This window comes from Novosphingobium profundi (genome assembly GCF_018491765.1).
Taxonomy (GTDB): domain Bacteria; phylum Pseudomonadota; class Alphaproteobacteria; order Sphingomonadales; family Sphingomonadaceae; genus Novosphingobium; species Novosphingobium profundi.
The window spans coordinates 135,983-150,021 of record NZ_JABWCU010000009.1 but is presented as its reverse complement, the minus strand read 5'-3'; the positions used below and the strand labels follow the sequence as shown (position 1 = coordinate 150,021).

The 14,039-nt window shown below is 65.5% G+C and carries 16 protein-coding genes and 1 riboswitch; of the genes, 6 read left to right on the top strand and 10 right to left on the bottom strand.

Annotation, left to right across the window (positions count from 1 at the left end; all coding sequences use genetic code 11):
• Nucleotides 1-26 precede the first annotated feature (26 nt).
• The 4 genes from HT136_RS11895 (at nt 27) to tgt (ending at nt 3,975) form a co-directional block, all read left to right on the top strand.
• Nucleotides 27-977: an ABC transporter ATP-binding protein gene (locus HT136_RS11895; RefSeq protein WP_214199985.1), complete on the top strand. Its 951-nt coding sequence runs from the start codon at nt 27-29 to the stop codon at nt 975-977.
• Entirely contained in the window at nt 974-1,747 is a 774-nt protein-coding gene (locus HT136_RS11890) for an ABC transporter permease (protein WP_214199984.1), read from the top strand. The genes HT136_RS11895 and HT136_RS11890 overlap by 4 nt, the downstream gene beginning before the upstream one ends.
• Before the next feature lie 107 nt (nt 1,748-1,854).
• Nucleotides 1,855-2,817: a DUF481 domain-containing protein gene (locus HT136_RS11885; RefSeq protein ID WP_343222173.1), complete on the top strand. Its 963-nt coding sequence runs from the start codon at nt 1,855-1,857 to the stop codon at nt 2,815-2,817.
• An 18-nt stretch (nt 2,818-2,835) separates the two neighbouring features.
• Entirely contained in the window at nt 2,836-3,975 is a 1,140-nt protein-coding gene (gene tgt, locus HT136_RS11880; protein WP_214199982.1) for a tRNA guanosine(34) transglycosylase Tgt, read from the top strand.
• Nucleotides 3,976-4,019: 44 nt separating this feature from the next.
• Here tgt and HT136_RS11875 read toward each other — a convergent pair whose 3' ends face one another.
• Nucleotides 4,020-4,619: a murein L,D-transpeptidase catalytic domain family protein gene (locus tag HT136_RS11875; RefSeq protein ID WP_214199981.1), complete on the bottom strand. Its 600-nt coding sequence runs from the start codon at nt 4,617-4,619 to the stop codon at nt 4,020-4,022.
• Nucleotides 4,620-4,934: 315 nt separating this feature from the next.
• On the opposite strand from HT136_RS11875, the gene HT136_RS11870 reads away from it, so the two are divergent.
• Nucleotides 4,935-5,585: a ParA family protein gene (locus tag HT136_RS11870; RefSeq protein WP_214199980.1), complete on the top strand. Its 651-nt coding sequence runs from the start codon at nt 4,935-4,937 to the stop codon at nt 5,583-5,585.
• Nucleotides 5,586-5,595: 10 nt separating this feature from the next.
• Here HT136_RS11870 and HT136_RS11865 read toward each other — a convergent pair whose 3' ends face one another.
• From HT136_RS11865 to rpiB, 9 genes are all read right to left on the bottom strand, one after another.
• Nucleotides 5,596-5,793 carry a hypothetical protein gene (locus HT136_RS11865; protein WP_214200093.1) on the bottom strand — a complete coding sequence of 66 codons (198 nt, stop codon included), beginning with the start codon at nt 5,791-5,793 and terminating at the stop codon, nt 5,596-5,598.
• Between the two features lie 145 nt (nt 5,794-5,938).
• Nucleotides 5,939-6,550, bottom strand: coding sequence for a 30S ribosomal protein S4 (gene rpsD / locus HT136_RS11860; protein WP_214199979.1), 612 nt, complete (start codon nt 6,548-6,550; stop codon nt 5,939-5,941).
• Nucleotides 6,551-6,796: 246 nt separating this feature from the next.
• Nucleotides 6,797-7,723: a homoserine O-succinyltransferase gene (locus HT136_RS11855; protein WP_214199978.1), complete on the bottom strand. Its 927-nt coding sequence runs from the start codon at nt 7,721-7,723 to the stop codon at nt 6,797-6,799.
• Between the two features lie 42 nt (nt 7,724-7,765).
• Nucleotides 7,766-7,871, bottom strand: a riboswitch (SAM-I-IV-variant riboswitch).
• Between the two features lie 81 nt (nt 7,872-7,952).
• Entirely contained in the window at nt 7,953-8,858 is a 906-nt protein-coding gene (gene bla, locus HT136_RS11850; protein ID WP_214199977.1) for a class A beta-lactamase, read from the bottom strand.
• Nucleotides 8,859-8,862: 4 nt separating this feature from the next.
• A complete protein-coding gene (locus HT136_RS11845) occupies nt 8,863-9,633 on the bottom strand; it encodes an RNA methyltransferase (protein ID WP_214199976.1) in 771 nt (256 codons plus the stop codon).
• Entirely contained in the window at nt 9,626-10,114 is a 489-nt protein-coding gene (gene nrdR, locus HT136_RS11840; protein WP_214199975.1) for a transcriptional regulator NrdR, read from the bottom strand. The genes HT136_RS11845 and nrdR overlap by 8 nt, the downstream gene beginning before the upstream one ends.
• 38 nt (nt 10,115-10,152) lie before the next feature.
• A complete protein-coding gene (locus HT136_RS11835) occupies nt 10,153-10,380 on the bottom strand; it encodes a hypothetical protein (RefSeq protein ID WP_214199974.1) in 228 nt (75 codons plus the stop codon).
• A gap of 5 nt (nt 10,381-10,385) precedes the next feature.
• Nucleotides 10,386-11,684 carry a serine hydroxymethyltransferase gene (gene glyA, locus HT136_RS11830; protein ID WP_214199973.1) on the bottom strand — a complete coding sequence of 433 codons (1,299 nt, stop codon included), beginning with the start codon at nt 11,682-11,684 and terminating at the stop codon, nt 10,386-10,388.
• Between the two features lie 20 nt (nt 11,685-11,704).
• Nucleotides 11,705-12,142: a ribose 5-phosphate isomerase B gene (gene rpiB, locus HT136_RS11825; RefSeq protein WP_214199972.1), complete on the bottom strand. Its 438-nt coding sequence runs from the start codon at nt 12,140-12,142 to the stop codon at nt 11,705-11,707.
• 146 nt (nt 12,143-12,288) lie between these two features.
• Between rpiB and HT136_RS11820 the strand changes: the two genes are divergently transcribed.
• Nucleotides 12,289-14,004, top strand: coding sequence for a M20/M25/M40 family metallo-hydrolase (locus tag HT136_RS11820; RefSeq protein ID WP_214199971.1), 1,716 nt, complete (start codon nt 12,289-12,291; stop codon nt 14,002-14,004).
• Nucleotides 14,005-14,039 lie beyond the last annotated feature (35 nt).

Genomic DNA, 14,039 nt, shown 5'->3' with positions numbered 1-14,039 from the left:
AGCGGTCTTGCCCATCTTGGCCCGCGATGCAGAACATTCTCGAAATCGAAGGTCTTGCAAAGACCTATGACGGTGGCTTCACCGCACTTCGCGGCGTCGATCTCACCATTCGCAAGGGGGAGATTTTCGCTCTGCTCGGCCCCAACGGGGCCGGCAAGACCACCCTTATCGGAGCGGTCTGCGGGCTCGTCCAACCGACCGGAGGAACGATCCGGGCCTTTGGCGAGGACATGGGGCGCCACTGGCGTCGCCTGCGGCGGCGGATCGGCCTCGTCCCCCAGGAGCTGAGCACCGACATGTTCGATTCGGTGATCAACACCGTCAATTATTCGCGCGGGCTCTTCGGCCTTGGGCCCGATCCCGACCGGGTCGAGGAGATCCTGCGCTCGCTCAGCTTGTGGGACAAGCGCAAGGAATCGCTGCGCGCGCTCTCGGGCGGCATGAAGCGCCGTGTGCTCATCGCCAAGGCGCTCGCGCACGACCCGGACCTCTTGTTCCTCGATGAACCGACCGCCGGCGTCGATGTAGAGCTGCGCCGCGACATGTGGCGCCAGATTTCGGCGCTGCGCGAACGTGGCACCACGATCATCCTCACCACGCACTACATCGAGGAAGCTGAGGAGATGGCCGACCGGGTCGGCATCATCCAGGCCGGGCGCATCCGCATGGTCGAGGAGACGCGCGAGATCATGGCGCGGCTCGGCCGCACCGAAGCGGTGTTCACGCTGGCCCAGCCTCTGGAGGTCGTGCCCGAAGCGCTTGACAGCTTCCCGCTCGTGCTGGCGTCCGACCGGCTCAGCCTCGTCTACCGGGGCGGCGATGGAACCGGGCAGGGCAAGGCGGAGGTCGCGCGCCTGACCAAGGCCCTGATTGCGACGGGCGTGGACTACACCGCGATCGACATTCGCGAATCCAACCTCGAGGAGATCTTCGTCAATCTGCTCGAACATGCGGACGCAGAGGGAGAGGCGGCATGAGCCTGTTCAACGCGCGCAGCGCCTGGACCATCTACAAGCACGAACTTGCCCGCGCTTTGCGCACCGCGCTCCAGTCGATCATCGCGCCGCTGCTCTCGACGATGCTCTATTTCGTCGTGTTCGGCGCGGCGATGGGCGGACGCATGGATTCGGGCCTGGCCGGGGTAAGCTACGGCGCCTTCATCGTGCCCGGGTTGCTCATGCTCACGTTGCTGAGCGAAAGCACGTCGAATGGCGCCTTCGGGATCTACATGCCGCGCTTCACCGGCGCCATCTTCGAACTGCTCTCGGCGCCCGTCGGATTTGCCGAGACCTTGGTCGGCTTCGTCGGCGCGGCGGCAACCAAGTCGCTGGTGCTCGCCGCGATCATCCTCGGGACCGCGCGCTTCTTCGTCGACTATTCGATTGTCCACCCCGTCTTCGTGCTGGGGTTCATCCTTCTGGTTTCGGCCTCGTTCTCGCTCTTCGGGTTCATCCTGGGCATCTGGGCCCGCAGTTTCGAGCAGGTGGGCATGGTGCCCGCGCTCTTCGTCATGCCGCTGACGTTCCTGGGCGGGACCTTCTATTCGATCGACGTGCTGCCCGAGCCCTGGCGCTCGATCGCGCTCGTCAATCCGATGGTCTACCTCGTCAACGGCTTGCGCTGGTGCTTCTACGACACCGCGGATTTCCCGGTCATGCTCTCGCTGGCGATGACCCTGGGCTTCCTGGCTCTGTGCGTCCTGATTATCGCTCGGATTTTCGCTACGGGGTGGCGTTTGCGATCCTGATTAAGTAGTCGTGCGGCATGCCTTTTCGTATTCGGTCAAGTCTCGCCCTTTCCGTTCTGGTATTTTCCACCCCGGCCCTTGCTCAGGAAGTGCCGGAGGATGAGGGCGTGGACTGGGACGTCATCGCGATGCCCGATCCGATCGAGCAGCCGCCGATCCGGCTTGACCTGCCCGACTTCGTCGAGCCGGTGCCGTTCGTTCCGGCCGAGCAGCCCAAGTTGCCCCGCAACGTGCGCGACATGATCACCGAGGCGATGAAGTCGGACAAGGTCGAGGAGGCCGATGCCGTCGTCAAGTTCGCCATGAAGGTCCAGCCCTGGTTCAAGGACGAGATCAAGGCGATGCAGAAGGCGGATCACGACCGCCGCGACCAAGAAGCCAAGGACAAGGCCGAGGCCAAGGAACGGCGTATCCGCCAGGCCGGGTTCCTCCAGCTCTGGACCGGCCAGGTGGAACTTGGCGGCTTTCGCAATACCGGCAATACAGACAATTTCGGCGTGACCGGAGCGCTCAAGCTCGATCGCCAGGGGATCAAGTGGCAGCACACGATCACGGCGACAGCGAACTACCAGGAAACCTCGGGCGCGGTGACGACGAACAAGTACCTGTTCGCCTACCAGCCGCGCTTCACGCTGCATGAAGGGTATTTCGTCTACGGGCGGACGCAGTACGAACGCGATCCCATTTCCGGTTATGACAACCGCTATTCGCTCTCGGGCGGTCTCGGGCGCCGTCTGATCAGCAACAAGGCGATGACGCTTTCAGTGGAAGCGGGTCCGGCCTTGCGGCAGATCGACTATGTCGACGATCCCAGCGAAACCCAGTGGTCGATCCTGACGTCGCTCGATTTCGGCTGGAAACTCAACGACACCGTCAAGATCACGCAGACCGCGAGTGCCTATGTCGGGTCGGACAACAACACCTTCACGACCCTGACCGGTATCGAGAGCGCGATGACCAAGCGGCTCAAGCTCAGGCTCTCCTACAACTTCGAGCACGAGACCTCGCCCGCGTCCGGTACCTTGAAGACCGACACGACCTCCACCTTCTCGCTGGTCTACGGGTTCTGATCGGGCTAACGGGCGGGGATGAACCCCAGATTTGAATTTTCGATCCACGCCCGCGAAGGACGGGCCCGTACCGGCGTCCTCAAGATGCGCCGGGGCGAGATCCGCACTCCCGCCTTCATGCCAGTGGGAACCGCCGCGACTGTCAAGGCGATGAAGCCCGAGGCGGTCCGTGCCGCGGGGGCGGACATCATTCTTGGCAACACCTATCACCTCATGCTGCGCCCGGGCGCCGAGCGCATGGCGCGGCTGGGGGGACTGCACAAGTTCATGAACTGGGACCGCCCGATCCTCACCGACAGCGGCGGCTACCAGGTGATGAGCCTCTCGGACCTGCGCAAGATCACCGAGGAGGGCGTGACTTTCGCAAGCCACCTCGACGGCTCGCGCCACATGCTGAGCCCCGAGCGCTCGATGGAAATTCAGCGCCTGCTCGGCTCGGACATCGTCATGGCCTTCGACGAATGCCCCAAGATCGATCAGCCCCGCGACGTGATCGCGCGCTCGATGGAGATGTCGATGCGCTGGGCCAGGCGCAGCCGCGAGGGCTTCGACAGCGGCGAGGAGCACGCCGAACGCTCGGCGCTGTTCGGCATCCAGCAAGGTGCGCTCGACGAGGGCTTGCGCAAGGCGAGCGCCGACGCGCTCGTCGATATCGGATTTGACGGCTACGCGATCGGCGGGCTTGCGGTCGGCGAAGGGCAGGAAGCGATGTTCGCGACGCTCGAATTCGCGCCACAGCAACTGCCCGAGGACCGCCCCCGCTACCTGATGGGCGTGGGAAAGCCTGACGACCTCGTCGGTGCGGTGGAACGCGGGGTCGACATGTTCGACTGCGTTCTGCCCACGCGCTCGGGGCGCAATGGGCAGGCCTTTACCTGGAACGGTCCGCTCAACATGCGCAACGCGCGTCACGCAGAGGATACCGATCCGATCGATGCGCGCTGCCAGTGCCCGGTCTGCACGACCTACAGTCGCGCTTATCTGCATCACCTGATCCGTTCGGGCGAGATGCTCGGCGCGATGCTGCTGACCGAGCACAATATCTGGTTCTACCAGCAGCTCATGCAGGGCATGCGCGATGCGATTGCCGAACAGCGTTTCGCGGCTTTCGCAGCGGATTTCCGGCGCGACTATTTCGCGGGGCGCAAGGGCGGCTGAGCCGCCTCCTCCGGGTGGACGGGACTGCGCCAGGCGGCGCAGGCTTACTTGTGCGCGTAGAGCAGGCGTCCTGGCGCCAGCTGCGTCATCACCGCGCCAAGATCCTGCGACGTGACCGTGAAGCAGCCCAGGCTGCGGCCGACCCGTCCGCTGCTGCGCGCCATGGCTTCGCTCACGTAGGGTGCGGAGTGGATGACGATCGCGCGCTCGTAGGCGAGGCTGTTTTCCGGATCGAGGCCGTGGATACGGCGCGAGCGACCGTGCTTGCCGTAGTACGCATCGCCGATCAGGAAGCTGCCCTGGCACGAGGCGTTCGAGCCCGGCCGGTTCGAGAACCTCTGGAGCATGCCGGTGTTGGCGGGGTCCGAGCCGCGCCCGTGCGCGACGAGGAAATCGGACAGGATCCGTCCGTTGCCGACGTCGACGAGCCGGAAGCGCGGCTCGCCCGAAGGCGCGTTGAAATCGACGAGACCGAGAATGTCCCGGTGGGGAATGCGCCCCGCATGGCTGTCGAGAGCGGCCATTGCACGATCGAGACCGCGCGGCATGTCGCGCGGGCGTGTGGCAGCAAAGGAGACAGGGGAGGCGAGACTCGCCGCGCCGGTAACAAGCGCGCCAAGTACATGACGTCTGGAGAAATTCATCGTTTTGTGTGTAGTCCGACCCGCATATTCGTTGGCTGCAGTATGTGTTTTCACATCGTCAAATTCAAACACTGATCGCAGCGTGCGCCGAAAAAGCGCATAATAGATTGCTTTCATTTGGATATATTTTGCGATCGGGGGATGTGTCGGGATCTATAGCATCGCGCTGCGGTCTGGGCGCATGGGGCCGCGAGGCAAGTAGCGATTTTCGTGGCTTTCACTGGACAACCTTCGGGATGGTCCGGACATTCGTCGGGAGCCCTGCTTCGATTCGGATGCAGGGCACGCGCTCCCCCACGCAAGGAGATTGCCACGATGCCCACGATCGCGATTGTCAGCCAGAAGGGGGGATCGGGCAAGACGACGCTTGCGCTGCATCTCGCGACGAGCGCGGTATACGCGGGCTACCGGGCCAGTATCATCGACACCGATCCGCAGGCAACGGCCGCGGCCTGGGGCGACTGGCGCGGCGATTTCCTGCCCGAAGTGATCACCTGTCCTCCGGTGCGCCTGTTCAGCACGGTCGACCGGGCACGGCGGGGCGGGGCGCAAGTCATCGTCATCGATACCCCGCCGCATGGCGATACCGCCTCGCGCGAGGCGGTGCGCGTGGCCGACCTCGTGCTTGTGCCGACCAAGGCCCGTGCGTTCGATCTGCATGCGCTGGAGGCGACGGCAGGGCTTATGGCCTATGCCTCGAAGCCCGCGCATGTCGTCTTCAACGCAGTGCCGGCGCGGGCGAGCCGGATGCTCGAGGAGGCGGCCAAGTCGGCACAGGCCTTGGGTCTATCCGTGTGCCCTCTCCATTTCGGCGAACGCGCAGCCTTTCACCGCAGTTCGGCGTCGGGCGAGGTCGCCATCGAGATCGAGCCCGAGGGTAAGGCAGCGGGGGAGGTCGGAGCCTTGTGGGCCTGGGCCAGCACGCAGCTTGGAATTTCAGAAAAATATTCTAATTCAGACGCCTAAGGTCGATAATTCAGGCAATTTCTGCGAGGCGGCTGGCGTGTTCGCTGTCATCCACCCGTTCAAGCACGGTGCCGACATAGGCGACGAACTGGCCGCTGCTTTCCTCGAGGAAACCGGCGCCGATGGTGCAGGCGTAGCGCTGCGCGGTCGCAAGGTCCGGGTACCATTTTCCGACGCGGTGGGGCGTGATGTAGCGGTAGCGGTGCATGGCCACCAAGGAATGCCGGGAGGGCTCCCAGGTTCCCACTTAAAATTGTGCAAGGCCCTTTCGCGCGGGGGAAGCGCAACGAAAAAGGGCGGCTCCGAAGAACCGCCCTTTCCCGAAAGAATTTCGTTCCCGAAGGAGCCGAAACTTAGCGCGAATAGAATTCGACGACCAGGTTCGGTTCCATCTTCACCGGGTAGGGCACTTCGTCGAGCGTCGGGACGCGAACGAAGGTCACCTTGTCGCCTTCAGCAGCGACGTAGTCGGGAATCTCGCGCTCGGGCAGAGCCTGAGCTTCGATGACCAGAGCCATTTCCTTGGCCTTTTCACCGAGCGAGATCACGTCACCCACGCGGATGCGACGCGAAGCGATGTTGCACTTCACACCGTTGACGCGGATGTGGCCGTGCGAGACGATCTGGCGAGCCGCGAAGATGGTCGGCGCAAACTTGGCGCGGTAGACCACCATGTCCAGGCGCTGCTCCAGGAGACCGATCAGGTTCATGCCGGTGTCGCCCTTCATCGAGGACGCTTCCTGGTAGGTGCGCTTGAACTGCTTCTCGGTCACGTCGCCGTAGTAGCCCTTGAGCTTCTGCTTGGCGCGCAGCTGCAGACCGTAGTCCGACAGCTTGCCCTTGCGGCGCTGGCCGTGCTGGCCCGGGCCGTAGCTGCGGCGGTTGACCGAGCTCTTGGGACGGCCCCAGATGTTCTCGCCCATGCGGCGATCGAGTTTGTACTTGGCGCTTTTACGCTTCGACATAACGTTTCTTTCCGTTCTGCTGCCGCCCGTGCCACCGTGGCAGGGCGATCCGTGAGGTCCCGGAGCGCACCATCCGGCCATAGAGTGCCGGATGCGGCCGCCGCTTCACCGGGGTGCGGGGCCGAAGGAGGCGCCTGGCGACATGTCGAACAGGCGTCCCGTGAAGGCGTGGCCCTTACGGGATGGGGGCGCAAAGTCAAGCTGAAACCCGCCTCGCGCCCCGCCGGAGAGCCGGAAATTTGCCGCTCAGGCCGCGGTCAGGGCGCTTCCCGAACCGATCGCGGCGATATCGAAAGGCGTGGTCTGGTAGATCGCGTTGATCCAGTTGCCGATGAGCAGGTGCCCGTGGGCGCGCCACGAGTTCATCGGCGCCTTGGCTGGATCGTCCTCGGGGAAGTAGCCCAGCGGGAGTTGGCTGCCACCGTCGCGGAAGTATTCTTTGGCCAGCGTCTCGGTGTCGTATTCGAGATGATTGAACATGTGCAGCGCGCGGTGGGCAGGATCGTCGACCAGGCAGGGGCCGGTAAGCGAGCTCTCGGCCAGCACTTCGAGGCCCGACGTCGCGGCGAGGCTCTCGGCGCAGATTTCCGTCCAGCGCGAGACCGGCACCTGGAACGTATCGGCAAAGCCGCGCAGGAACGGCGAGCCTTGCACGCACGTGCCGTGCGGGATCACTCCGAAGGCCTTTTCGCCCAGCGTGCGCTTCTGGATGGCGTGGAAGTGGTAGAGCGCAGCCTGCGCGGCCCAGCAAATGGTCAGCGTCTTGTGCACGTTGGTCTGCGTCCATTCGAGGATCTGGACGAATTCGGACCAGTAGGTGACGTCCTCATAGGGCAGGCGCTCCACCGGTGCGCCAGTGATGATGAAGCCGTCGAAGCGGCCGTGGCGCACGTCGTCCCAGGGGCGGTAGAACGCCTCCATGTGGTCCTGTGAGGTGTTGCGCGAGACATGATCGGTCATGCGCACCAGCGTCAGTTCGATCTGCAGCGGCGTTGCGCCGAGCAGCCGCGCGAGCTGGGTCTCGGTGCGCACCTTGTCGGGCATGAGGTTGAGGAGCCCGATCTGCAGCGGGCGGATGTCCTGCCGCACGGCGTCGGCCTCGCCCATGACCGTGACACCCTCGGCTTCGAGAGTCTGACGGGCGGGCAGGTCGTCGGGGATCTTGATGGGCATTGTAACGTCGTACTCCTGGGCGGGAAACGACGCTTACATGTGGCTTTTTCCGTGGGTTGCCGGAACGGCCACATCCTCCATGCGGAGTGCCACCTTGCCCGGACCGGCAGGTTGGCGTTGGGCGTCGTCCCAACTCTTGATGCTGAGCCGCCCATACACCTATTCGGACAAAATCAAAATGGGGTTTCGGGCATATCGGGAAATTCGCCGAGGAAGCTGGGATGGCGCTTTATCGCGCGAGGAAGGTTCGCACGGCGACCTGGCCGACTTGGGCGAGTATGGCGCTGGCCGCGCCCGTGTCCGCGCGACGATCCGCAGCCGGGTCGAAATAGGCCGTGACGATAAGAGGCTTGCGTCCGGCCGGTCCGCCAAAGGCGATATCGATAACGCTTTGCGGACCGGTGCCGGTCTTGTCACCGCTGATCCAGTGACCTGGAAACGCCGAGCGAATTCGATTCTTTCCGGTCGCGACGGCTTGCATCCAGTCCTGGAGCGTGCAGCGCGATGCCTCGGTGAGGGCGTGCCCGAAGAGCAGCTGCTCGAGTGTTCCAGCCATGCCAGCCGGTGTCGTCGTGTCGAGCGCCGTGCCTGGCGGCGTCACGTTGAGGTCGGGTTCGAAGCGGTCGAGCCGGCTTTGCGTGTCGCCCAGCGAGCGCCAGAAGCGGGTAAGCGCCTGCGGTCCGCCGAAGGCCTTGAGCAGCACGTTGGCGGCGGTGTTGTCGCTCTCGATTACCGCCGCGCGGGCGAGGTCGCGTACGCTCAGGCCATCGCGCAGATGCGCGCGCGTGACCGGCGCATGGCCGAGCAGTTCGGCCTTGCTCCAGTGCAGTACCCGATCGGGATCGAGCGTGCCTGCGTCTCCGCGTGCCAGGATCATGGCGGCCAGCGAGAGCTTGAACGAACTGCACTGGGTAAAGCGCTCGTGCTGGCGCCAGCCGAAATGTGCGCCGGTCTGGGTGTCGCGCACGAAGGCGCCGAGCCGTCCGCCCGCGCGCTTCTCGAGCGTGCCGAGTTCGACTTCGGCCGAGCTTCGAGGGCTCCGGGCCAGTACCGGCAGGTCGGCCAGCGCCAGCGCCGCGCCGACGCCCAGCGAGCAGGCTTTGCGCCGGGTCAGCATGGCGAGCGGCCTGCGCAAGGGCTTAGCCCTCGCGTGCGCGACGGGCTTTCTCGAGGGTCGAGAGCACGCCGCGCATGGTGCGCACTTCGAGATGGTTCCACGCCGGCTTGGTGAGGAGATTGCGCAAGGTCAGGCGGTTCGCCTCGGCGCGCGTCTCGGGCCAGAAGTAGTTCTTGTCCTCGAGCAGCCGTTCGAAGTGGCCGATGAGCCCTTCCAGTTCATCCTGCGGGGCAGGGGGCAGCGTTTCCTCCTGCGTGGGCTGGCTGAGGCCAGCGCCCTTGGACCACTCGTAGGCGCACAGGATCACGGCCTGGGCGAGATTGAGCGAGGCGAATTCGGGGTTGATCGGCACGGTCAGGATCGACCGCGCGAGCGCGACGTCCTCGGTCTCGAGGCCCGAACGCTCGGGACCGAAGACGAAGGCCGAGCGGCCCTGTTCGGCGTAGATCTCGCGCGCGGCTTCTTCGGGCGTGACGACGGGCTTGGTCACGCCGCGCTTGCGCACGGTGGTGGCGTAGACGTTGGCGCAGTCGGCGACGGCTTCGGCAAGGCTCTCGAAGACTTGTGCCTTCTCGAGGATCACGTTGGCGCCGGCTGCGGCCGGGCCCGCCGAGGGGTTGGGCCAGCCGTCGCGCGGGGTGACGAGGCGCATCTCGGTGAGCCCGAAGTTGAGCATCGCGCGCGCGGCCTTGCCGATGTTCTCGCCCAGTTGCGGGCGGACCAGCACGACGACGGGCTTACGCTCGGCAGGAACGCTGCCGATGGCGGGGGTGTTCGATCGGGTATCAGTCATTTTTGCTATCGCCTGTCGCCACGTCGCGCACGGTGCCTGCGAATTCCTCGAAGTCGCGCGCTTCGTCGAAGGCGCGGTAGACCGAGGCGAAGCGGATGTAGGCGACCGAATCGAGCTGGCGCAGGCCTTCCATCACCATCTCGCCGATCTCGCGTGAGTGGACTTCGGATTCGCCTGCGGTCTCGACCTGGCGCTGCACGCCCGAGACGAGCTGGTCGATGCGTTCGCGATCGATCCGGCGCTTGCGGCAGGCAAGCGCGACGGATTTCTCGATCTTGGCGCGGTCGAAGGGTTCGCGCCGCTCATCGCCTTCGTCGCCCGACTTGATCACGGTGATTTCGCGCAGCTGGACGCGCTCGAAGGTCGTGAAGCGCGCGCCGCAACTGGTGCACTGGCGGCGCCGGCGGATCGCGGCGTTGTCTTCGGCCGGACGGCTGTCCTTCACCTGGGAATCGTCATGGGCGCAGAAAGGGCAGCGCATTTCAGCCTATCGCAACTGGAAAGGGGGCGCGGGCGACCTCAGTCGGGTCGCACGCGCTTGTAGAAGGCGTATCCGGCGCCGGCGGCCAGCCCCATGCCGATCGAGACGAAGGGCAGGAAGGCGCCAGCGACGGCCCCGACCGCACCCCACGCGAGCACCGGCTTGGTCGAGGGATGGGCCATGCCATCGCTCAGCATTCCGGCAAGCTCCTGGCGCGCGTCGTAGACGAAGTCACCAGTGTCGTGGGGGCGTTCGGGGTCGGTCATGGCTTTTAGTCCTCGTAGATCGGGAAACGGTCACACAAGGCTTCTACGCGCGCGCGCACGTTCTGTTCCACCTGGGCGTCACCTTCTTCGCCGCAGCGTGCGAGGCCGTCGAGCACGTCGGCGACCATGTTGCCGATTTCACGGAATTCTTCCGCACCAAAACCGCGCGTGGTGCCGGCGGGCGTGCCGACGCGGATACCGCTGGTCTTCATCGGCGGCAGCGGGTCGAAGGGAATACCGTTCTTGTTGCAGGTGATGCCAGCCCGCTCGAGCGCCTCGTCGGCGTCCTTGCCGGTGACGCCCAGCGGCGAAAGATCGATCAGCGCGACGTGGGTATCGGTTCCGCCCGAGACGATCGCGGCACCGCGACCGGCCAGAGTGTCGGCAAGGACCTTGGCGTTCTCGATGACCTTGGCGGCGTAGTCCTTGAATTCGGGACGCAGCGCTTCACCGAAGGCGACCGCCTTGGCCGCGATCACGTGCATCAGCGGACCGCCCTGGAGGCCGGGGAACACCGCCGAGTTGATCTTCTTGGCCAGTGCCTCGTCGTTGGTGAGGATCATGCCGCCACGCGGGCCACGCAGGGTCTTGTGCGTGGTGGTGGTGGCGATGTGGGCATGGGGGAACGGCGAGGGGTGCAGACCCGCCGCGACGAGGCCGGCGAAGTGGGCCATGTCGACCTGGAAGATCGCGCCCACGCTGTCGGCGATCTCGCGCATGCGCTTGAAGTCGATCACGCGCGGATAGGCCGAGCCGCCCGCGATGATCAGCTTGGGCTGGTGCTCCTTGGCGAGGCGCTCGACTTCGTCGTAGTCGATGAGGTGGGTGTCCTTGGTCACGCCGTACTGCACGGCGTTGAACCACTTGCCCGAGAGCGCGGCGCGCGCACCGTGGGTGAGGTGGCCACCGGCATCGAGGCTCATGCCCAGGATCGTTTCGCCGGGCTTGACGGTGGCGAGGAGCACCGCGCCGTTGGCCTGTGCGCCCGAGTGGGGCTGGACGTTGGCGAAATCACAGCCGAACAGCTGCTTGGCGCGATCGATGGCGAGGCTCTCGACTTCGTCCGAGGGTTCGCAGCCCTGGTAGTAGCGCTTGCCGGGGTAGCCTTCGGCGTACTTGTTGGTGAGCACCGAGCCCTGCGCCTCGAGGACGGCCTTGGAGACGATGTTCTCCGAAGCGATCAGTTCGATCTGCTTGCGCTCGCGCTTCATTTCCTTGCCGATGGCAGCGGCGACGGCGGGGTCGCTCGAGGCCACGCTGTCGGTGAAGAAGCCGGGGGAGCGGATTGCGGTTTCAACGGTCATCTGGGAGGAGCCTCTTCGGTTCAGGCGGGAGGGTTGGAGAGCTTGTCGACGCGTCCGGCGTGGCGTCCGCCACCGAATTCGGTCGAGAGGAAGGCGTCGAGGCAGGCCTTGGCCATGTCGATGCCGGTCAGGCGGGCGCCCATCGCAATGCAGTTGGCATCGTTGTGCTCGCGCGCGAGGGCGGCCGAGAGCGGCTCGGAAACGAGCGCGCAGCGCACCGCCGGGTTGCGGTTGACGGCGATCGAGATGCCGATGCCCGAACCGCACAGCGCCACGCCGTAGTCCGCAGTGCCATCGGCGACGACCGAGGCCAGCAGGTAGCCGTAGTCGGGGTAGTCGACGCGATCGGCGGTGGCCGGACCCAGGTCGGCAACTTCATGGCCGAGTTCCATGAGGTACTCGCACAAGCTGGCTTTGAGATCGACGGCGGCGTGATCGGATGCGATGGCAATGCGCATGGGTGAGAGGGCCCTGTCCTTTGGGGTGTAAGACTCGATTCGCACCCCTTAGTCTCATGGGGCCGAAGAAACCACACCCTTGCCTCCCACGCTTTTACAGTCAGACTGCTTCGCGCGATAGGGAAATGCGCCAATAGGGGTTTGGCATGGTCCGAATTTGGGGTTTCTGGCTTGCGCTGGTGGGGGGCGTCGCGCTTGCGGTGCTGGGGACGACGCCGCCCGTCGCGCGCGGCGTGGCCGAGGCAAGCGATGCGTTTTCGGTCGTGCGGGCGATGGAGGATGTGCGCGTGATCGCCCGTGCGCCGCACCCCAGTGGCTCACCCGAGCTTGCGCGATTACGCGGCTATCTCGAGGTGCGCTTGCGCGCGATGGGCTTGCAGGTTCGCGAGCAGCGGGGGGAATTCCCAGTGGCGGTGCGCGAAAGGCTCAATCGGCGCAGCGGCGAGGCGGCGAGGGAAATCCCACTCGTCAACCTGGTGGCCCGCCTGCCGGGAACCGATCGCAGCCAGCCCGCGCTACTTCTCATGGCGCATTACGACAGCGTCTATGGTTCGCCCGGCGCGGCGGACGATGGCGCGGGGGTGGCCGCGATTCTCGAAACGGTGCGCCATCTGTCCGCGATGAAGGATCGCCGGCGCGATGTCTTCGTGCTGTTCACCGATGGGGAGGAGGCGGACCTTTCGGGTGCGCGCCTGTTCTTCGGCGAGGCGCCGGAGGCGGACCGAATCGGTGCGGTGATCAATCTGGAGGCGCGCGGGGGCGGTGGCCGGGCAAACCTGTTCCAGACCTCACCCGGCAATGGCGAAGTGGCGCGGTTCTGGGCCGAACATGCCCCGAGCCCGGCGGGAACTTCGATGGCGACGTTCATCTATGGCCTGCTGCCCAACGATACTGACCTGACCGTCGCGTTGCCGCGCGGTTATGCCGCGTGGAATTTCGCCTTCATTGGTCGGCCTTCGCTCTACCACTCGCCACTGGCAAGCGCCGATGCGCTCGATCGCGGGGCGCTGCGGCAGATGGGGGACCAGACACTGGGTCTGGCGCGGGCGCTCGTGCAATCCGAAAGACTGCCGGGACCGAGCGCGGACCGGGTGTTCTTCGACGTCTTCGGGCTTTTCGTGCTCGACTACGCGCCCGCATGGGGATGGCCGATGCTGATCCTCGGGCTCGGCGGTTTCGCAGTTGGGCTGGTTGGACGCTGGGATGCGCGCGCTTTCGGTGCGGGGGCCGCGCGCATGCTGGCGCTGATCGCCGGGGTGGGGCTGCTCCTGACGGTGCTGAACGCGATATCCGGGCGGTCCGGGGGCGACGACTATTACGACCGTCTCGCCGCGATACCGCTGCTGCAGGCGATGGCTGTGCTGGCGTGCCTCGGTGTCGCGGTCCCCTTGCTCGCGCGCAGGCCCGATAGTGCTTCGGGCGAGGCCGGACTGGCGCTTCCCGTACTGCTGATGGCGGTGGCTGGACAGGCGCTTGCGCCCGTGGCGGTCTATTTCGTCGTCATCGCGGTCATGCTGTCCGGCCTGGGGTTCGCCGCAGGGGGCAGGTTGCCTGCCGGACCGGTGATAGCATTTCAGACCATTTCGGCCGCGCTGGTCGGGGGCTACGCGCTGGTGATCGGCTTCGCGCTCTATCAGGCGGTCGGGCCGGGGTTGCCGTCGATTGCCATACTTCCCCTGGCGTTGATCGCGCTCGTATTCGTGCCGCTGCGGCCCACGGGCGCCTTGAAATCGCGAGTGCCCAAGGTCGCCCTCGTTGGCCTGGCGGGCGCCTTCGCCCTTGCTTTGTGGGTGCGTCTCGACCCGCTCGCTTCCAGCATTCCGGTCTATTCGGAAGCGCGCAGTGCGCTAAAGAGCCTGTGACCCTCGCCTCTCGCGGGACACAAAAAAGCCCCGCC